14 protein-coding genes are annotated in these 21,599 nt (G+C 31.0%); 4 read left to right on the top strand and 10 right to left on the bottom strand.

Going from position 1 to position 21,599, the window contains the following annotated elements:
* Positions 1-81 precede the first annotated feature (81 nt).
* Positions 82-1,641: a class I SAM-dependent methyltransferase gene (locus ACRBBL_RS07100; protein ID WP_431368331.1), complete on the top strand. Its 1,560-nt coding sequence runs from the start codon at positions 82-84 to the stop codon at positions 1,639-1,641.
* 89 nt (positions 1,642-1,730) lie between these two features.
* Here the strand turns inward: ACRBBL_RS07100 and ACRBBL_RS07095 are convergent, their stop codons facing one another.
* From ACRBBL_RS07095 to ACRBBL_RS07050, 10 genes are all read right to left on the bottom strand, one after another.
* Positions 1,731-1,922 (bottom strand): hypothetical protein, encoded by a 192-nt coding sequence (locus tag ACRBBL_RS07095; protein ID WP_431368330.1) that lies wholly within the window; start codon positions 1,920-1,922, stop codon positions 1,731-1,733.
* A 210-nt stretch (positions 1,923-2,132) separates the two neighbouring features.
* Positions 2,133-5,654, bottom strand: coding sequence for a reprolysin-like metallopeptidase (locus tag ACRBBL_RS07090; protein WP_431368329.1), 3,522 nt, complete (start codon positions 5,652-5,654; stop codon positions 2,133-2,135).
* Between the two features lie 321 nt (positions 5,655-5,975).
* Positions 5,976-6,905 (bottom strand): helix-turn-helix domain-containing protein, encoded by a 930-nt coding sequence (locus tag ACRBBL_RS07085; protein WP_431368328.1) that lies wholly within the window; start codon positions 6,903-6,905, stop codon positions 5,976-5,978.
* 138 nt (positions 6,906-7,043) lie between these two features.
* Positions 7,044-8,711: a S8 family serine peptidase gene (locus tag ACRBBL_RS07080; protein WP_431368327.1), complete on the bottom strand. Its 1,668-nt coding sequence runs from the start codon at positions 8,709-8,711 to the stop codon at positions 7,044-7,046.
* Positions 8,712-8,748: 37 nt separating this feature from the next.
* Positions 8,749-10,419: a S8 family serine peptidase gene (locus tag ACRBBL_RS07075; protein WP_431368326.1), complete on the bottom strand. Its 1,671-nt coding sequence runs from the start codon at positions 10,417-10,419 to the stop codon at positions 8,749-8,751.
* 38 nt (positions 10,420-10,457) lie between these two features.
* A complete protein-coding gene (locus ACRBBL_RS07070) occupies positions 10,458-12,113 on the bottom strand; it encodes a S8 family serine peptidase (protein ID WP_431368325.1) in 1,656 nt (551 codons plus the stop codon).
* Between the two features lie 65 nt (positions 12,114-12,178).
* Complete coding sequence (locus ACRBBL_RS07065) at positions 12,179-13,849, bottom strand: S8 family serine peptidase (RefSeq protein WP_431368324.1); 1,671 nt, start codon at positions 13,847-13,849, stop codon at positions 12,179-12,181.
* A gap of 276 nt (positions 13,850-14,125) precedes the next feature.
* Entirely contained in the window at positions 14,126-14,635 is a 510-nt protein-coding gene (locus ACRBBL_RS07060) for a hypothetical protein (protein ID WP_431368323.1), read from the bottom strand.
* A gap of 171 nt (positions 14,636-14,806) precedes the next feature.
* Positions 14,807-16,387 carry a S8 family serine peptidase gene (locus tag ACRBBL_RS07055; RefSeq protein ID WP_431368322.1) on the bottom strand — a complete coding sequence of 527 codons (1,581 nt, stop codon included), beginning with the start codon at positions 16,385-16,387 and terminating at the stop codon, positions 14,807-14,809.
* Positions 16,388-16,897: 510 nt separating this feature from the next.
* The gene (locus ACRBBL_RS07050) at positions 16,898-18,607 is read right to left on the bottom strand and encodes a helix-turn-helix domain-containing protein (RefSeq protein WP_431368321.1); all 1,710 of its coding nucleotides are present in this window, start codon (positions 18,605-18,607) and stop codon (positions 16,898-16,900) included.
* Between the two features lie 304 nt (positions 18,608-18,911).
* On the opposite strand from ACRBBL_RS07050, the gene ACRBBL_RS07045 reads away from it, so the two are divergent.
* From ACRBBL_RS07045 to ACRBBL_RS07035, 3 genes are all read left to right on the top strand, one after another.
* Entirely contained in the window at positions 18,912-19,406 is a 495-nt protein-coding gene (locus tag ACRBBL_RS07045; protein WP_431368320.1) for a hypothetical protein, read from the top strand.
* 525 nt (positions 19,407-19,931) lie between these two features.
* Positions 19,932-21,266: a hypothetical protein gene (locus ACRBBL_RS07040; RefSeq protein ID WP_431368319.1), complete on the top strand. Its 1,335-nt coding sequence runs from the start codon at positions 19,932-19,934 to the stop codon at positions 21,264-21,266.
* A gap of 12 nt (positions 21,267-21,278) precedes the next feature.
* The gene (locus ACRBBL_RS07035) at positions 21,279-21,422 is read left to right on the top strand and encodes a hypothetical protein (protein WP_431368318.1); all 144 of its coding nucleotides are present in this window, start codon (positions 21,279-21,281) and stop codon (positions 21,420-21,422) included.
* The last annotated feature ends 177 nt before the right edge of the window (positions 21,423-21,599 follow it).

Below are 21,599 nucleotides of genomic sequence, written 5' to 3'. Positions count from 1 at the left end.
TTTTTAGATATATATTAAAAGTGAGTTAAAGCTCACTTTTTCTTTTTTTCTACGTATTAAAAATATGTATCTTTAAAAGATATGACTTTAACCAGAGAACAGAAACGCACTTTTAGATCACTTTTATTTAAACACCAAGATGGAATTGCCATTACTGCTACAATTGCAGTTTTAGAACGCCATGCAGTTTTTGATTTTTTGGCAAATGAACGAATTACTTCCGTAGAAAATATCGTTGAAAAGTTTCCGCAGTTTCATGCAGGTTATTTGAATGTTTCGTTGCGCAGTTTAGCTTCACAAGGAATTTTAAAGTATTCTGTAACAGTAGATGAAGTTCAGATTGAAGTTACTTCGAAGTTTACAGACTTTCAACGTCATATACCTCATTATGTACATTTTAATGCGCTTTTCGCCTATTATTATGACTTGTTTAAGCTTCCACTGAAGTTTCCTTTGCCAAATATTGATACACTTATTTCCTTTGCCACATATTGGTCGGATAGTAAAAAAGCATTGCAATCTGACACGTATTTTCAAGAGGAAGTAGCATTGCATTTGGAAGGTGTTTTGTTAGCACCAATGCTTGTTTATTTGGGTTATAATGCTGATTTGGAATCTGTAGAAACCTCAACTTTTTTGAAAGATACTTCGCTTCTAGAAGTGTTACAATTGTTGGAATTGCATGATGGAAATACACTTACTACAAAAGGTTCTTTTTTGTTTGATCGAAGTTACGCCTATGGAGTTACGACTTCATATATGCCAATTATGCGCCATAAGGAAACGTATTTGACAGGTGATTTTCTTCCGTTTTTTGAACAAGATCATTTAGGGAATGAACAGCATGTGTTTAGAGGAATTAATGTTTGGGGAAGTGGCGGAAGTCATGCGACGTATTTTAATAAGTTTGATGCCGTTTTGGTTGATATTTTTAATAAACCATTGGACGAGCAACCAAAAGGAATTATTGATGTAGGCTGCGGAAATGGTGCTTTGTTGGAACATATTTTTGATTTGATTTGGAATAAAACCCAACGCAAAGACGATTTGAGCACTACTAAACTTATTTTGATTGGTGCTGATTATAATAAAGAAGCTTTGTTGAGTACCAAACGAAATTTGGAGAAAGCCAATGTTTGGGCAGAAGTGGTTTGGGGAGATATTGGAAATCCTGCAGAGATTGATGCAAAATTACAAGAGTTGTATGATGTAAAATTGGAGGAATTACTTAATGTCCGTTCTTTTTTAGATCACAATCGTCCGTTTAATGTACCTAAAGGGTCGTATGCGGGCACTTTATTGTCTACGGGTGCATTTGCGCATCGCGGGAAGCAATTACACAATAGCGACGTTGCACAGAGTTTGATAGAACATTTTGAGAAGTGGAAACCTTATATTCAGTATCACGGTTTACTGTTTATTGAATTGCATACCGTTGCACCAAATACTGTTGCGTTAAATTTAGGCAAAACACCGTGTACAGCGTATGATGTGACACATGGGTTTTCCGATCAGTATATTGTGGAATTAGATGTATTTTTGGATGCAATCGCTAAAGCGGGAATTACTATTGACCCGACACATTCGTATCATTTTCCAAGTGATGAAATTTCTACTATTAGTATTAATTTGATACAGTAGTTTCACTTACTAATTGGTAAAAAAAGAGCAACCTATTCATGGATGAATGATTGCTCTTCTTCTTAAACTCAAGCTACTGTATTTAGAGCTTAGTTACTTGCGCTTGCAGAAACAACCGCATAAGGAACACAATGATACATGTGACTGCTGGCATCTTCTGGAGAGTACTCTAAAACCCCATCTGATCCCCAGCATAAGTAATCTGCTGCTCCTACAACTAATAGTTGTTCTGCTTTTGTTAACTCTTTTCCGATTTTCGCTAAATTCTTTAAGCTTTTCATAATTATATTAAGTTTTATGGTTTATACAACCAAGTGCATGAATTTGAAAGCTGTTACCCTTTTTAATTAAAAAAAGTCTTGTCAATGTATTTTTTCTAGTAATATTTTTTCAAATTTGAATGAAAAGCTTCTATGGTAAAAAGTAAAATGTATTATCATAAAAAAAGCCCTGAGAAATTCTCAGGGCTTTCGCTTTATTAAAAATAATATTTATTCTCTAATGATTTTTTTAGTAACTGTATTTTGACCGTTATTTATTTCAATCAGGTACATTCCTTTAGGCAAGTTTGCAACGTTTATTGATTTGTTTTCAATAACTCCTTCTTTTACATTTCTACCTACAATGTCACGTATTACATATGTAGCTTTTTGTACACCTTCATCTTTTAGAAGTAATTTAATTTCATTTCCTCTTACTGGATTTGGATACATTGTTACATTGAATACAATTGGTTCATCGTTTTGTGCAATGCTAATTGGTTCGTCTCCTCTACTAGCAGATGCTCCACCAACACAGAAACTATTAGTATCTGAACTTGCAAATGAAGCTCCCGAAGCTAACACGGTTGATCCTTCAGTTAGTGAGTAAGAACCATTCCCCCAAGCGCAGCACATTCCGTCTCCGTAGGTATCTCTTACAATTAAGCTATAGCATCCTGCAGGCAAGTTTTGATTAATTACTAAAGTAGAACCATCTGCTTGCGATCCGTATGTTCCGCCTGAAGCAACTATTTGATTGCTACTATTTCGTATTTCCCAGCTTGTTTCTTCTGGATAATTATCAAAATTAAGCGTTAGTGTTACTCCTGTAGCTGCAGATAGTGTAGTTACATTTAAGGCTGCGCTTGAAGCAGAAGTATTTCCAGCTGCATCTTGTGCTTGTACTGTAAATGCATATGTTGTAGCTTCCGTAAGTCCAGTTACATTTAATGAAGTTCCAGAAGTAGTTCCGATACTTGTTCCGTCTTGGAATACTTCATATCCTGTAACACCAACATTATCGTTTGAAGCTGTCCAACTTAATGTTGTTTCAGTTTGTGTAGTTCCAGAAGCTGTTAAACTTGTTGGTACACTTGGTGCTTGCGTATCTGGTCCTGCAGCTCCTATTACAACTGTATAATCTTCTACTTCTCCATAAGTAAATGTTTCACAAGGTTGTGGAATAGCATTGTATTTCATAGATACTCTCATTCTTGTAGCGCCATCAGTTGCTGAAGATGGAATTGTAAATGTTCCACTTACAGGTGTATCTGTCGATCTAGCTTTAGACCAAACTTGCTCTCCTGAATCTGTAAAATCTCCATCTTGGTTGTAATCGATCCAAACTGAATATCCTTCGTTATAAACAGTTCCTGTCCATGTTGGTGTAACTGTAATTGTGTATGCTTGTGATTTTGATAGATCGGTAGAAATTGATGTAAAATCAGTATAGAACTGACCTCCAGATGAATTATCAATAGTATTCAGCTGTACGCGACCAATATATTCATCATTGATATTAGTACTTGCTGAATCACAATAGTTTAATTGAACGTCTGTAGTTGTAAATGTTGCTGAGCCAGCGTATGCTGAGTTTCCGCTTGTACATTTACTACGCACTTGTACTTCATATTCTGTTGTTGTTGCCAATCCTGAGAGTGTCGTTGAAGTTCCAGTTACAGCGTTTGTTGTCCAAGAAGTTGTTCCTGTTGCGCGGTAGCGCACATCATAACTTGCACCTGTTACTTCATTCCAACTTACAGAAGCTCCTGAAGATGTAATTCCGGAAACGGAAACACCTGTTGGCACTGTAGCGTTACATGCAACTTGCCCGGCAATTGTAAAATTCGCATTAGATATATCAAAAAAGATATGGTTAGCTCCTTTTACCATAATTCTATTTTGACTTCCTTGATTATCTGGTACAACAATATCGTGTGATCCATCATTTGTAACATTTGAAGCTAAGCTTATTGGGTATGTATCTCCACCATCTGTAGATAATAAGATGTCAACATTTGCAGCGTTTACTCCATTTCCAGTAGTTCCAGCTACATTCCAAGTTACTGTTTGTGTAGTTCCTGCATTCCAAGTTACCGCAGTATTTGGAGCGTTTACGACAAATGGTCCGGCAGTTCCATTTACTGTAACTCTCATATCATCACTATTGTTTGTTGCTCCTCCAGCTCTGTTATCTCTTACAGTAAGTCTAAAGTTTAGTGTTCTTGCCACGTTTGGAACTGCTTCCCATTGCCAAGAAGTTCCTCCTGATTTTATCGTAGATAATCTTGGGAAGTATCTACTTGGTGACGCACTAGGATTGTACGAACGAAACGAAACTCCTGTAGTTGCCGTTACACTCGGATAAGTGGTTGCTGCATTGTTTTCATCTGCTTGTTCCCAGCAGTAAGTTAAGGCATCTCCATCAGCATCTGTTGCGCTTCCTGTAAGCACAAAAGGTGTTCCCTTAGGAATTGTATAATCTGATCCAGCATTGGTTGTTGGCACTGCATTTCCTGTAGCAGTATCAGTTTGGCAAGATGTACCTTTTACATAATTTGTTACTTGTTGAATAGAAAACCAGTGAAAAAATGGATCACTATTAGATTGTACATCTGTAGCACCCGTAATTCCTGCATATCCCATGATCGTTGTACCACTTCCTGGTTCAAAGTGTGCATTTGTTCCTTCATTTCTAATACTAAATGTATGGTTAGCTCCAAATTGATGTCCCAATTCGTGTGCAACAAAGTCAATATCGAAAGGATCTCCTACAGGGTTGTTTCTAGAAGTCCATCCACTTCCTTTTTGTCCATTTACACATACACATCCAATACATCCTGCATTTCCATTATTATCTGCTCTTGCAAATAAATGTCCAACATCATAATTAGCTTCACCAATTACACTTGTTAGCGTACTTTGTAATTGATTGTTAAATCCGCCATTTGTATATGGATCGCTTCCACTATTTGTGTATATAACATCGTCTGTATTAGAAATTAATACCATTGTTACGTTAAAATCATTTTCAAATACACCATTTACACGTGTCATTGTTGTATTGATTGCCGCTAATGCTCCGGCTTTAGTACCACCATGAAAAGCAGTATATTCACCAGTAGTAGATACTGCCAATCTGTAGGTTCTTAAGATACCATCATCTGCATTTGGTCTTGCTGCAATAGAAGACTCAAAATTAATAGAAGCATTGTCTATCACTTGGCATTCAAAACTTGATAAAGAAACTGATCTATCAGCTCTTTCATAGACTGTGTACGTTGCTCTATCATTAGTGACTGGCTCTATAAATACAGCTTCATTTGTTCCAGATAATCGCATACTTTGTATTCCTAATGGAGATACACTAAATCGGATCACTGCGGCAGGATCATCAATTCCCTGTCCTGCATACGATTTTATATTAGGATACCTTGCAGCTAAATCGGGACTTAAAACTGGTGCTTCAAAAATTTGGTAGCGTTCCATTACTCCTTCAGCATTTGGAAATGAAAGTACAATATTAGATGTGCTGTTGATTTCATTTCTCTGTGGAGCATTGTGTAAAGCATTTTTAAAACCATCAAGGTTTAGATCATACACTTGTGTTTTGGGCAACTCACGATTGTGTTCAACAACATCGTTGCTTAGTGACTTTTGGGAAGTAGACCAAAAGTTTTGTCGTTCTTGAGCTTGTGCTAAAGAAACGTTTAACATTGTCAATAGGACAATGTAGAGTAGATAGTTTTTCATAATAAAAAGATTTAGGTTGGTCGTTCTAAATACTACAAGAATCAAAGGAGTCAAAATTAAAATGACTAGTAGGTACCGATTCGTGTAGTATTTATTTTACGTGTAAATTTGTTAATTTTTTAACAAATCAACGATTAAAAGCATATTTTTTCGATGAAATGCTTAAAAAATTAAGAATTTGCTTAATTAATATTCAACAAAATCTTTTTGTGATTTATCAATATTTTAGGCATAAAAAAACTCCTAAAGAGCGCTTGGGAGTTTTGATTTATAAACGGTTAGGTCTAAAATTTACCTTTTGTTATTTTACTGGTTTTGCTATTAATGTGTGTTATTTGATTGATTGATTTTCTTTATAAAATAGGAAGGATAGATTCCTGCTTTATTATAAAAAGCATTTGAAAAAGATTGTGAATTACTAAAGCCGACATCATGAGCAATTGCTTTTATGGTATATTTTCTAAACGTATCATCCCTTTTTAACCTTGATATTGCATGATTGATTCTCAGGTCACTTAAATAATTAGAAAAGTTTTTATTTTTATATTCATTCACAACAAGAGATAAATATTTAGGATTTGTCTCAATATTTTTTGCAAGTGTTGATAGCGTTATTTTACGTGTAATAAAATCTTTTCTTTCTTCAAAGTTATTCAATCCATCTAGAATTTTTTTTAGAATTACTTCATCTATATTGACGGTTTTCTTTTCTTTTTTTTTATTGTCAATCTCTACTGACTTATCTGTATTGATTAGTTTTTCAAAACGCTTTTTGTACAATTGTTGTTTTCTATAATAAAACCAAATTAGTATCCCAGAAAATAATAAGAGAATGCTTAGTACAATTAATCCAGTATACGATTGCTTATTGGCTTTATTGAGCTTGGAAATGATTTTCTCTTTTTCTTTGATAAGATTGGGCACATCATATTTTTTATTTATCGATGCGCTCAAAACCTTATAATCATCTTGAAGCAAGCTATCTATCAGTAGCAATTTGTTTATATAAAATAATTGTTTTTCAGTATTGTTTTGTTCTTTGTAGTTTTCTATGAGTATTTCATAGGCTCTTTTGACTTCTATGCTTGGTAATTTGTTTGCTTCAAAAGATGAGTCTACTTTTTTGGCGTAATAAATAGCGTTTTCTTTATTATTGATTTTTTTAAGAGAATCAGGAATCGAAAAACCACTTTCTTGGGAAAAAGAAAGAAGAGAGAAAAGGAATATGAATAATGTTGAAAGGAATTTCATGTATTTGCGTTTTTCATTGAATGGAAATGATTTACGTTCAAATAACGTGAATATCCTAAGGTCAAAAAACAATAGTTAGTCCATATTCTTGAATTTACACCTATACTTTTTGCAAATAAGCGTTTTATGAAAATTATATTAGTTGTGTTTTTTCTTCTTTTTCGAGACTTCTTCTGCCATGAGTAATGCATTGTATGCGTTTACTATTTTACCTGATTTTGATAGGGAACTGAAGGGAACGAGTTCTTTACCATTTCTACTAGGCGGCATGTTTACTTCCCAGTTAATAGCAACGCCAGAATCAAGAATAATGGTTTTTATTTCTGCTGCTGACAAATTAGGGTAATGAGATAAAACTAAAGCTGCTACTCCAGATACTATTGGTGCTGAATATGATGTTCCGCTACTAAAACCATAATTATTGTTAGGGTATGTAGTATAAATTTCTTTCCCTGGCGCAAAAATATCCACACTTTCTTTAGCATAGTTAGAGGTGTAATGAATTATGTCTTCATTTAATAAATAGTTTGAAGCTCCTACTTTTAGGAAATTTTGCAAAATCTCAGAATTATTTTCATCTGTATCATTAGGGTAATTTTGTTGAATGTCCAAATCTTTGGCTTCATTACCAGCAGAGGTTATGACTAAAACATCCTTTTCTTCGGCAAATTGTAAAGCTTCCGTAACCCAATCTTGATGTAAAGAAAAATATTTACTCGAACTAATGTTAATTATTTTTGCTCCATTATTTACAGCATACCGAATTGCCAATGCCATATCTTTATCTTGTTCATCTCCATAAGGTGAAATAGCAATTGGCATTATTTTTACTTGATTAATAACTCCTTTGAGCCCTTTATTATTAGTCCTGTTAGCAGCAATAACTCCCGCTACCTTTATGGCATGAGTATGTGTACCTGCAGAATTATCAGAAGTTATTTTATTATTACCATAAGAAACATCTTTAATATCATTAACATCATCACCTATAATTGCTCTTTCTTTAAAATCTTCATTTAGATAAATATCAATATAGCGTTTCTCAGAGACAAAACTAGATGCATTTCTCGCACTGTCTTTTTTAAGTTGTATAAGATCTGTTAAGTTTTGAGAAACTTTTTTATCAGTAGATTCTAAGCTCTGTAATATCTTTAAAGTCAAATTTGTATTTGGATATACTTTTTCCAATTCTTTCTCAAGAAAGTTTTTTCTAATTTTTTTATAATTTAATGACCTCAATCTCCTTCTTACATACCTTAATTCTTCAGAATATTCTTTTTTTGCTTTTAAATATAATTTGAAATTAGTGGTATCTTTTACCTCATCAATACGTTTATTTTTGAATTGTTTATCAAACTTTCGGATAATTCTAACATATTCAAAATTTGCTCTGTAGGCTTGTTCTCCATTTGTATTTCCTAAAAAATTCCAACCATTTATATCATCTACATATCCATTTTTATCATCATCAATCCCATTATTTGCTATTTCTTTGGTGTTCTCCCAAATAAACTCTTTGATATCTTCATGATCTTTATGAATACGCATATCAATAATTGCAACTATAACCGTATCTCCTTTTTTATTTGTTAATAGTTCTTTATACGCCCTGTCAAGACTAATTCCAGCTATAGTATCTTCAATAATGTCTTTATGAAACCAGTTCTGTTTTTCTTCTTCAGTTAATAGTTGTTTTTTAGCAAATGTAGCTGTAATCATTTGTGGTTTTTGCAACGTTGACTTTGAAGAAGTACAAGCTACAATAATACAACAGACTAAAATGATCAATAGTTTTAAAGGCTTCAATTGTGTATGGTTTTTTGAAGTTACAATATAGTTTATTTTACTTTTTTCTTTTCTTCTTTTTAGAGACTTCTTCAGCCATTAGGAGTGCGTTGTAGGCGTTTACTATTTTTCCTGATTTGGATAGGGAGCAGAAAGGAGCGAGTTCTTTTTCTTTACTTGTAGATGGTTTATTGACCATGATATTCAAAGATACTCCTGACTTCATGATAATTTGTTTTATTTCTGCTGCAGTAAGGTTTGGGTAGTAAGAACGAATAAGAGCAACTATTCCTGAAACTATTGGTGTCGCAAAGGACGTTCCATCAATAAATGCATACTTATTCCCTGTGTTTGAAGTATAAATATCTTCTCCTGGAGCAAAAATATCCACATTGTGTTTACCATAATTAGAAAAATCACTTACTAAATTGCTTTTGTATGATGACGCTCCAACAACAATAAAGTTATTTGTAAAACTCTTTTCATTTTCAATTTGATCATTCGGGTAATTAAAACAAACATCGCTATTTGTACTTTCATTACCAGCCGCTATAACTAGCACTACATCTTTGGAAGCAGCATATTTAATTGCATCATCTACCCATTCTCTATGAGATGAAAAATCATTTCTAAAACTCATATTGATTACTTTTGCTCCATTATCAACCGCATATCGAATTGCTAAAGCAATATCTTTATCGCGTTCAGAACCTAATGCAGCCAAACGAACTGGCATAATTTTTACTGAGTTAGTGATGCCTTTTATACCTGTTTCATCGTTTCTGTTTCCAGCTAGAACACCCGTAACCTGTGTGCTATGATAACGAGTAAGTTTTTCTCCATCAACATTACTGTTTCCATAACCTTTATCTGTAATAGTATTTGGATCATCTCCGATGATATCACTTTCATTATAACCACTAGCTCCTAAATGTTTTTCATAACGAACAGCAGCCCATTTTTTTTTATATTCAAACCAATCTCTAGTGATATTATATGTCACGCATTTCTTAGCTTCTTCAATAAAATAATTTAATGAATCATCATCAGTATTTATAGCGTTTAATTTTTGTATTGTAAATTTTTCATTAGGAAAATATGGCTTAAGTACCTGAATTAATCTTTCATAGTCATTATATGCTCTTGTGTAGTCATCTAAAGTTTTTTTAGCTTTTTCTAATTTACTAATGTGATCCTTTAATACAAGTTGATATTGTTTATAAAGTAATGTATCTTTTCCTGTAAAAAAACTTTTGTCTTTATTTTTAAATACTGAATCATAAAGTCTTATGAATCTGGTAGACTCATAGTTTGAAATCAAGACGTTTTTGCTTTTATTACCTAAAAAATTCCACCCATTAATATCATCGATATAGCCATTATTATCGTCATCAATACCATTGTTTGGAATTTCATTTTCGTTTTTCCAAAAAATACCTTTAAACTCATTATGCTCAATTTCAATACCTGTATCTAGAACTGCAACAACAATTGTATCTGTTTTTTTGTGAGATAAAATTTCGTTGTATGCTTTATCTAAACTAATTCCAGCTATTGAATCTTCTATAATATCTTTATGCTGCCAGTTTTGTTTTTCTGTTTCGGTTAGTGCTTTCTTTTTAGTATAAGCAATTGTAATTATTTGTGGTTTTTGTAACGCTGATTTTGAAGAAGTACAAGCTACAATAATACAACAGAATAAAATGACAAGTAGTTTTAAAGACTTCAATTATGTGCTATTTTTTTGAAGTTACAATATAGTTTATTTTACTTTTTTCGCCTCTTCTTTTTAGAAACTTCTTCTGCCATTAGAAGTGCGTTGTAGGCGTTTACTATTTTTCCTGATTTGGATAGGGAGCTGAATGGAATTTTATTAGGAGGTTGTTTTTCTCCATATGGATATGGTTGTACCACATCTACATCAAAAGAAATTCCTGATTCTAGTATAATCTCTTTTACTTCAATAGCCGATAAATTTGGATAGTGTGAACGAATTAAGGCCGCAATACCAGATACTACAGCAGAAGCTAATGATGTACCAGAAGAATTACGAGCTCTGCTCCTTGATAGACAATAAATTTTGTGTCCCGGCGCAAAAATATCTACATTTTTAACACTATAATTAGAGGATAACCATACCATTGTAGAATCTGCTTTGTATGAACTAGCTCCTACTTTGATAAAGTTTTTGACATATTCTCCATTTTCATTATAATCATCGGGATAATCAAACTCTGAATTTAAGTCATAACTTTTATTTCCAGCAGAGGAAACAATGAGAACATCTTTACTTTCTGCATATTTAAATGCTTCTTCAAGCCATTCAGGATGCATTGAAAACTCTTTCCCTATACTCATATTGATAATTTTTGCACCATTATCTACCGCATATCGAATGGCTAAAGCAATATCTTTATCATGTTCATTTCCAAGTGGAGCAACACCCAAGAACATGACTTTTAGTGAATTACTTATTCCGTTTATCCCTATATCATTATTACGGGTAGCGGCAAGAACAGACATTACTTTTGTACCATGACTTCCTCTTTTAGAGCCTTGTATATTATTGTTACCATAAGAGATGTCTGAGATGTCATCAATATTATCTCCTTGTACTTTTCTATCGTTATATGAGAAATCTAACCAAGTATCTAGTTTTATTTTCTCATTTTTAATATTTTCATCTGCCCATTTAGGATTAATATTATTTTTTAAATAATATTTCATGAACCTTAGCTGGGGCTTAAGAAGGGAATCATTTGTTATTTTTGATATGGAATCTATTTCAGAAATAGTATAATTTTTTCTAGGAAAATATTTTGTTAGTAAAGAATCTACCTCAATAAATTTATTCTTTATTCTTTTGTAAGCTGCAATATCTTCCAATATATATTTTTTTTCTTTCTGGAATATTTTAATGGCTCTTTGATATTCTTTAAATTGTTTTATTTTATTAGATGGAATATTTTGTAGTGTTTTATTTTCGAAAATAGGTTTATATTTTTCTATGATTCTTGTACAACCAAATCTAGAGTATTGAATATTTCCTCCTTGTACTGTTTGTAAATAATTCCAACCATGAATATCATCTAAATAACCATTGTTATCATCATCAATATTATTGTTAGGAATTTCGTCTGAATTGATCCAGATTTGATTTTTTAAGTCTTTATGTTCAATATCTAATTCAGTGTCTAGGACAGCAACTATGATCGTACTTCCTTTTTTATTTTTTAACAGTTCTCTGTATGCTTTGTCAAGACTGATTCCAGGAATAGAATCTTCGTAGATATCTTTAAAGTGCCAATTTTGTTTTTCTGTTTTGGTTAAGGTTTTCTTTTTAGCAAAAGATGCTGTGAGTATTTGTGATTTTTGTAACGTTGATTTTGAAGAAGTACAAGCTGCAACGATGCAAAAGCACATAATAATCAATAGTTTTAAAGACTTCAATTGTATATTGTTTTTATGAAGTTACAATATAGTTTATTTTACTTTTTTCGCTTCTTCTTTTTAGAAACTTCTTCTGCCATTAGAAGTGCGTTGTAGGCGTTTACTATTTTTCCTGATTTGGAAAGAGAGCTGAAGGGAACAAGTTCTTTTTCTTCGCTTGTAGATGGTTTATTAACCATAATATCCAAAGAAATACCCGATTCCATGATAATTTGTTTTACTTCTGCTGCTGTTAAATTTGGATAATAGGAGCGAATTAATGTAGCAATGCCTGCAACAATTGGAGCAGAAACAGAAGTTCCACTTTCAAATCCGTATGAATTATTTCTTTTTGTTGTATATATCTTCTCAGATGGAGCAAAAATATCCACACTTTCCTTTCCGTAATTTGAAAAATCAGCTACTAGTTTTTCATTTAATAAATTTGTAACACCGCCAACAACTATTACATTATTAACGTATTCTTTTTTATCGAGAAAATAATCATTGGGAAATGTTTTTTCAATATCTGAATTAGAAGATGAGTTTCCTGCTGACAAAACTATCAATACATCATTTTTTGCAGCATATTTGATAGCGTCAACTAACCAATCTTCACGTTGAACTAGAAATTTTGTAAATGTCATGATAATTATTGAGGCTCCATTATCAACTGCGTATTTAATTCCCAGAGTAATATCCTTATCTTGTTCGTCTCCCGAAGGAGAAGTACATACAGGCATAATTTTTAAAGCATTTGAAACCCCTTTGATTCCTAAATTATTTTTTCTATTTGCTCCTAAAACTCCTGCTACCTTTATAGCATGGTTGTGAGTAGATGATTTACTGGCGTTAATGTTTCCGTTACCATAATCTGTATCTTCAATACTATCTGCATTATCTCCTATTTTAGAACGTTCTTCATAATTTAGTCCTAAATAAATAGTAAAATATCTGTCTATTTGTTTACGAGTTCTTGAAGTCCAATCGGAGTATTTTAGATAATAACTATAATTCGAAATCATGCGATTCGTAATACTATCCTTTGAACTTAATTTTATTATGTTTTTTCCTGATAATAGAGAATCGGGATATATTCCAGAAAGATATGTGTATGCATCGTTCGTTCTTTTTTCTAGTGATTCAATCATATCCAGTCTTTCCTTTATAAGATTTATATTGTCATTATAAAGTTGTTCTGCTTTCATGAAAAGGATAAACTCTTTTTTTAAGCTATCCGGAATATCCTTAAGTTCTTTTGCTTTAAAAACATCTTTGTATTTACGTACAATTCTAGTAGTTTCAAAGGTAGCTCTATCTACATTTTCTCCTTTTGTATTCCCTAAAAAATTCCAACCGTTTATGTCGTCTATATAACCATTAGCATCGTCATCAATATTATTATTTGGAATTTCATTTTTATTGATCCAAATAGACTCTTTAATATCTTCATGCGAACGATCTATTCTATTATCTAATAAGGCTACTATAATGGTATCTCCTTTTTTGTTTTTTAAAAATTCATTATATGCTTTGTCTAGACTGATTCCTGGAATAGAATCTTCAATAATATCTTTAAAATGCCAATTTTGCTTTTCTATTTCAGTTAATGGCTGGTTTTTAGCAAAAGTAGTTGTGATTATTTGTGGTTTTTGTATCATTGACTTTGAAGAAGTACATGCAACAATAACACAACATAGTAGAATGATAAGTGGCTTTAAAGACTTCAATTGTGTATTGTTTTTATGAAGTTACAAAATCGTTTATTTTACTTCTTTCTTTTCTTCTTTTTGGAGACTTCTTCTGCCATTAGGAGTGCGTTGTAAGCGTTTACTATTTTTCCTGATTTTGATAGAGAGCTGAAGGGAACAAGTTCTTTTTCTTCACTTGTAGATGGTTTATTAACCATAATATCCAAAGATACTCCTGACTTGATGATAATTTGTTTTACTTCTGCTTGAATTTTTGGGTATCACCTACAATATAATGTCAAAATTTGCTACTCACTAATCATTGAGTTTAAAAGTTCCCGTTAGTTCTTTTTCTTGTGTATATAATTTTATACCGAAAAGATTCCAATTAATTATTCCTACAACTGTGTAGGTGTATGTATTAACATCCAATTTATCAATATCTGCATACTTATAATTCCATACTAGACCACTCATAAATCCAGTTGTATTACTTCGACTAAAACTTGGAATTAGTTCACCTGAAGTATCTTTTCTAAAGCGAACTGTTAAATGTATGTCGAGTGTGAGATTGTCTTCTAGAACTACATGATGCGATTTCACAGATCTTCCCGTTAATTCTTCATTAGCAGGAAACATATATTCGTTTTTAGGATTGTATGCATCCTTATTTAAAAGTCCAAGGATACCTATGGTTAGAAAGATGATAATTAAATTTCCATAATTATTATTAAATAATTCTTTTCCTTTGAAGACTAGCGTTAAAATTAACGCGACAAATAGAATAATGAAAGCAGTATTTATAATTGCCCAAATAAGATACATATTGAGTTACGTTTTTTTTAGCTATTGATAATACATTTTAAAGTTTTATCACTGAATTTTAAAATTACCTATAAATTCTTTAGTCTGTGAGTAAAAAGGTATTCCAGTTCAATATTCCTGTAGCAGTATATGCTATAGTTTTATCTTGATTTTTTTGTGTATTAATACTCTTTACTTTTTAGATTTTTTCTTTTTTTTAGAAACTTTTTCTGCCATCAATAATGCATTATAAGCGTTTACTATTTTTCCTGACTTGGATAAAGAACTAAATGGAACGAGTTCTTTCTCTTTGCTAGTAGATGGTTTATTGACCATGATATTCAAAGATACTCCTGACTTCATGATAATTTGTTTTACTTCTGCTGCAGTTAGGTTTGGGTAGTATGAACGAATTAATGCGGCAACACCAGACACCATTGGTGCTGAGATTGAAGTACCATCAGTGTGCTTATATTTATTATTTGATAATGTTGTATATATATTTTTACCAGGCGCAAATATATCAACTTCTCTCTTTCCATAATTTGAGAAATGTGTGACCATGCGCTCATTAAGTTTAAACCAAGAAGCACCTACTTTTATAAAATTATCTACATATTCTGATTCCCCGTTTTTAGAATCATTAGGGTAAGAATCTTGAGTATCCAAATCCGTATAGTCATTTCCAGATGAACTTACTACCAAAACATCATTTTTAGCGGCATGTTTTAAAGCACTAATTACCCAGTCATTGTGAAGAGGATAATCTTTTGTGAAAGTTATATTTATTATGGAAGCACCATTATCAACTGCATATCGAATACCTAGTGCTATATCTTTATCACGTTCATTTCCTGAAGGTGATATACAAACAGGCATTATTTTCGCAGTATTAGTAATTCCTTTGATCCCAATAGAATTATTCCGATCTGCTACAATAATTCCTGTAACTTGTGTTGAATGGTTAAAAATATCTATATCAGAAGACACTTTATTGTTTCCATAATTAGTATCTCTAATATTATTAAAATTATCTTTAAATAGTTTTACATCATCATATTCTTCATTCAAATATACATTTAGATATTTATGTTCACTTTCTAACCTTTCATCTATAGGTTCACGTATATTTAGATAATAACTATATTTTTTTATATAATTAACAACAGTAGTATCTTTTGATTGTAAACTATCGAGAGAATCTTGATTCAAGCTTTTATTAGGAAATATTTTTTTCAATTTATTAAAGACTAGTATTCCATCATTTTTTAGAGAATCTAAATATGATATATTGCTTTTTCTTAAATTCAATTCAGATTGAATTTTCTTTTTAGCACTCACAAACAATCTATAATCATATATATCTTGTTTATGAATTTCACTTTCTAATTTCCCATTAAATTTTACTTTATACTCTCTGTAAAACCTGACATAAGAATAATTTAAATCAAATAAGTTTTTCCCATTTTTATCAGCAAGAAAATTCCACCCATGTATATCATCAATATAACCATTACCATCATCATCAATCTTATTTTCAGGAATCTCATTCTTATTAGTCCAAATATAATTTTTGATTTCTTCGTGATTAATATCCAATCGAGTGTCAATTACTGCTATAATAATGGTATCTCCTTTTTTAGTATCCAATAATTCTCTATATGCTTTATCAAGACTAATTCCAGGAATAGAGTCTTCTATTATATCTTTGTGTTGCCATACATTTACATCATCTAATGTAAGCTTGTTAGACTTTGGAACTATAACAGTCATTGAAAAGTTATTACTACTTTTATATGTATGCGTTTTACAACCATTAAGAATCCACACTAGAATGATAAAAAGGAAAAATTTTTTTGTCATTATATAATTAATTAATCACTTCTCAACCTTTTTTATTTAGATTGAGAAGTGATGATGAGTATTATTTTAACAGTCGTCTGTCAACAGGCACTTTCCATCTTTCGAATCAAGGACTGGAGGGCAATCTTTACAAGTATAGGTTATTGTACATATTTTTACATCTTTAGATCCTGTAAAAGTATTTGTTGGCTCCCCGTCATCACCACCTTTAAGCATACTTATCTCATTCAGAGATGCTACTCTACATTTACCCAACGTTAAATTATAAGTTTTTCTGTTTTTCATTTTAAGAATGTTTTTTATTAATTTTTATCAAAACTAATTAACAAACTTCTTTTTTGCTAATTTTTAGTCGGTTTCACATGGAAAATTCACGGAATTTTCCATTACACATACACGTGATAAACACCTGAAAAACAACTACTTATCGTTCTTATTAAGTTCAGTAATAAAATATGAAGGAGAAATTCCTGTTTTCTTTTGAAAAACTCCAAAAAATGATCTGTTGCTACTAAAACCTACTTCTTCAGCAATGGCTTGCATACTGTATTTTCGGAACTTTTTATCTGAATGTAGTTTACTAATTACATATTCAATTCTTAAATCATTTAGATAATTACTAAAACTTTTTTGCTTGTGTAAATTAATAATTTTAGATAGATATTTAGAATTAGTACCTACTTTTTTTGAAAGTGTTTGTAATGTTATTCTATTATTAGTAAAACCTAACTCTTTTTCAAATTTTTCAAGTTTTAATAAAGTGTTTTTAACAACTATCTCATCTATATCTTTTGTTTCACTTTTTAAAATGATATTATTTTCAGCATCAATTATTGATTTTTGATGCTCAACCTTAGTGTTTAATTCAGAAATTATATCTGTGAATTTTCTTAAATCTTTTTTTCGTTTGAAAAAATTAAATATTAGGCCAGTAGTAATACTGAGTGTGGTAAAAAGTAAAATGTAAAAATAATTCCAAAACGAAGAATTATCTTCATTTAAAGAATCTATCAATTGTTCTTTTTCGGCAATCAAATTAGGTGTTTCAAATTTTTGATAAATATTTGTACTTAAATATTCATAATTACTATCTAAAATACTATCAAGTTTTAATAATCTTGAAGTATACAAAAGCTGACGTTTAGTGTTTCCATTTTTTTTGTAATAATTGATTAGTGTTTTATACCCATCTCTACAAAATGGAATTAAAGAATTAGTTTTAAGAAAAATAGAATCCATTTTTTTTAAATAAAACAAGGACTTTTTATAGTCCTTTGTATTCCAATAAGATTTTCCTATGTAGTAATAGGATTCGGCAACGTTGTCTAAGTCATTGTCTACCTTTAATTGAATTATAGATTTTTCAATACTATCAATACAGACTTTATAATTATTTTTTTTGAATTGATTAACTCCTTCTAAAAATGAAAATCTTGAGTAGTGAGTATCACTTTCTATATATACAGCCTTTTTTATTCCTATACTATTAAATATTGATGCTGAATCTAATTTATTATTATTTATGTAAGCTGAAGAGATAAGAAATAAAGAGTTCAAATAGGTTTCAGAAATAGGTTTACTTTTCATAAAGCTCCATGATTCTCTTGCATATTTTAAACCGTCATCATACATTCCAACATTATTCTTTAATACGCCTAAAGTTAATTTCATAGTATTTGCAAAATCCACATTTCCTACTTCGACAGCACTATCATGTGCTAATAAATAATAATCTAAGGCAGTTTTAAAATCTTTTCTTTCATTGTACAAGCTAGCTTTGAAAGAATAAAGCATACAGGGGAATTGATAAGATGGATTGTTTTTTGTTAAAAGAATAGCTTTATTAACATACTCTTCTCTTAAATCTAAGTTATCAGTTGTCGGCATTAAAAAACTATATCCGATTGCAGAATTGATAGTATCATTTTTTATGAGAGCTTTTTTTAAGTAAGTATTCGCTATAATACTATCTGTTTCTGAAGTGGATTCACTCATATAATAAAGACCTTGTAATTCTTCAAATGATTTAGCCTTTAATGAATCAGGGATATGAAATTGGTTTTGCTGCCCAAAAAGGTTAACAGTAAAAATTAAAAAGAGTAATAATAAGTATCTGTGTAAAAAACTCATCTAAATTCTATTATTAAAACTGGAAAATGAAATTTTTAGTTATTAGTTTTCACTAATGCAAAATAATTTTTAAAATTCTGTTTTTCAAATAATTAACACTTGTTTAAACATGGAAAATTCATGGAATTTTCCTATTAACAACTTGGTTTGTCTATACTTTTGTCAATACATTTACAACATCAAAAAAATCTGATAGCTAAAATAACAGTTTTAATTTTAACAAGCTAAATCTTAATAAATAAAAAACTGCTCTATACTACAACTCAGGTTTAGAAAATAAAGTATAACCCTAAACAAAAAAAGTATGGCATTAGAAAATTTAATCAGTATTGAATTCTCTCCCGAAGAACTTACGGAGCTTGACACACATTTACAAGGTATCCAACAAGTATTGACGGGAAAAACCGTAAACCTTACTCCAGAACAAAGACAACAATACGGTCGTATTGCCAATCAAAACAAATTGATTGTAGATAAAGCAAAAAATCACATGGAACAACATCCTAATTGGGTTCCTAGTTTTATTGATAAAGCTGAATTTGACAAAGATTACAATGCACGTATGCAAATAGAAGGACGTGTACAGCTATTGGAAAATCTTACACAGCAACTTATAGATACCAAAACCTTATTAGATCATGATAATTATACAAATACCTTAAGCTTTTACAGAACTATGCGTTACCTAGCAGGTGAAAACGAAGCAGGTGCTAAAACCGTATATGAAGATATGAAGACATTGTTTAAAAAAGCTGCAAGAACGAATACAAGTAATGAAGTTAATAGTCCAAGTAATTAAAAATCTTTTTGAAGTGTCTATTTAATTCTTGGATGCATTAAAACGATCTTTATAAATGATGGGTAAATATTTAAAAGCCAAAAATTAAATTTTATAAGTATTAAAACAATGACTGTAAATTATAAAGTACTACTTATAAATACTAAAATGAAATTTCAAAAGAGTTCAGTAATGGTAAAAACCTCCAAGGAAAGGGGTCATCCCATACAACCATAGGGTAAAAACATAAAAAACTCCCGTAAAACGGGAGTCTAGTAAACAAATAAACATTTGCCTACGATCTGCAAATCAAAGATAGGTATTTTTTTAATACACATCGCGGCAAATGTTTAAAAAAGGGATGCTTTCCCTACAGTAGTAGTATTAACTAGTTGGATGAAGAAAATCTCAATTCTAATATCTCAGTACTTACTACTATCAAACAACAGTCGTGGAAACCGAAAAACGTATGAGTAGGTGTATTAAAAATCAATAACTATAATGAATAATGTAAAAAAACTGTGTCAAGTTTTATGTATCTTGATAATGATGTTATCATTCACAAATTGTCAGAATGATACCGTAACCGAAATTCAACAAGAAGAAGCTACAGAGAAAGAGTTTCCTTTTAAAACTACTTTGCTAACAAAGCAAGATATTGAAGCAAATAGTAAATTAAGTAACCAAATGAGAAGTTTAACAAATATACAATCTAGTAATATTGGTAAAAGCATATACAACGATACGTATGGTTTTACTGTAGATACTGATATTGTTAAATTTATAGAACATACCGAAAACAACTCACATTCATATACATTTCCAATTGAACGTGAAAACAATACAGGAAACGAACTTGAAAACTTAGTATTTACCTATGATGCAACTTTAGATGATTACGCAGCAAGTTTAGTAACGTATCATTTTTCAGCTTCTCAAAGACAAGAGCTATTAATAAATGGTCATATAAGTTCTTCGAGTTATGATATGAGTTATGAGCCTATCTCTGTAAACATTGATGATGTAATGAATAAGAGTTCAATTGCATTACCCTGTACAACTAATTTTACAGTATATCATTTAACACCTGATACGAACGAGATTTTCCTGTATTCATCAACTATTGGTAATGTGCATAATGAATGTCAACATGAAGATGCTAATGGAGATACAACTTGTACCACATATACTACAGTTTCTATTGATTGTCCAGATGGAGGAAGTGCAGGTGCTCAAACAGGTAACACTAGTGATCCAACAAGTGGCGGAGGTGGAAATTCTAACAATGAAAATACATCACCAGATGATACTGAAGAGCAACCAAACATTGTAACTTCTCCATTAACAAGAAATGAGGTAGAGGAATTATCTATTCAACTAACGACCTTATTTAATGGTAATGATTCATGGGAGTTTGATAGTGAAATTAACTCTTTGAATGGTATCAGTTATACTAATATAGAAGAAATTGAAGAAATGCTTGAGAGTGAGTCTTTCGAATCGGAAAATGCAATAACTTACGAAGATCAAAATGGCTTAGCACACTCAGTAATTAATGTTAAAATAAATTATTGGGCAAATCTTAAAATAGATATAATACAGAATTTAAGAAATTCATCAACTAATCAAGAATATGAGATTGATGCTATCGATACTGATTATACAGGAATAACTTTTGGAAGCGAATGGGTGCCAAAAGATTTTAACCCTAATCACCACCTTTCAATTAATGGAAATCTGGCAACTATAGATGTAAAAGGCACTTTAGAATTTTCTATCTTTTTTAAACGCATGGGAACCGTTGCTAGAGACTATAAGCATTATAGATTTGTAATAAACATAGATACTGGTGAAATAGTGTCCTCAGAAATTATAGATTAAAACAATAAAACTATGGAAACCGAAATTTATGACAATAATATTTTACTAGTAATCTGGCAGTTTATTTTAGTAGTTGTACTAATTCTAATTGTCTATTATTTAGTAAAAGCTTTTAAAATGATTAAGCATATCAAAGAGCGTATAGACAACGAATAAAACTTTCAATTTTTTCATAATTATCAAAAAAGCCATGCTTTCATTAGCATAGCCTGCTATACGCATGGCTTTTTTAAACAGCCCAATTGCCTATGAATAGCCATTAAAAAATAAAGGCAACATGAATATGAACACAAAATACTAATAGGTGTTTCCGCAATAGTAGTAATTATTGTT

Origin of the sequence: Kordia sp., assembly GCF_050633145.1 — a bacterium.
Classification (GTDB): domain Bacteria; phylum Bacteroidota; class Bacteroidia; order Flavobacteriales; family Flavobacteriaceae; genus Kordia.
Note: the sequence above shows the minus strand (reverse complement) of the source record. Positions and strands in the feature narration are given on the sequence as shown.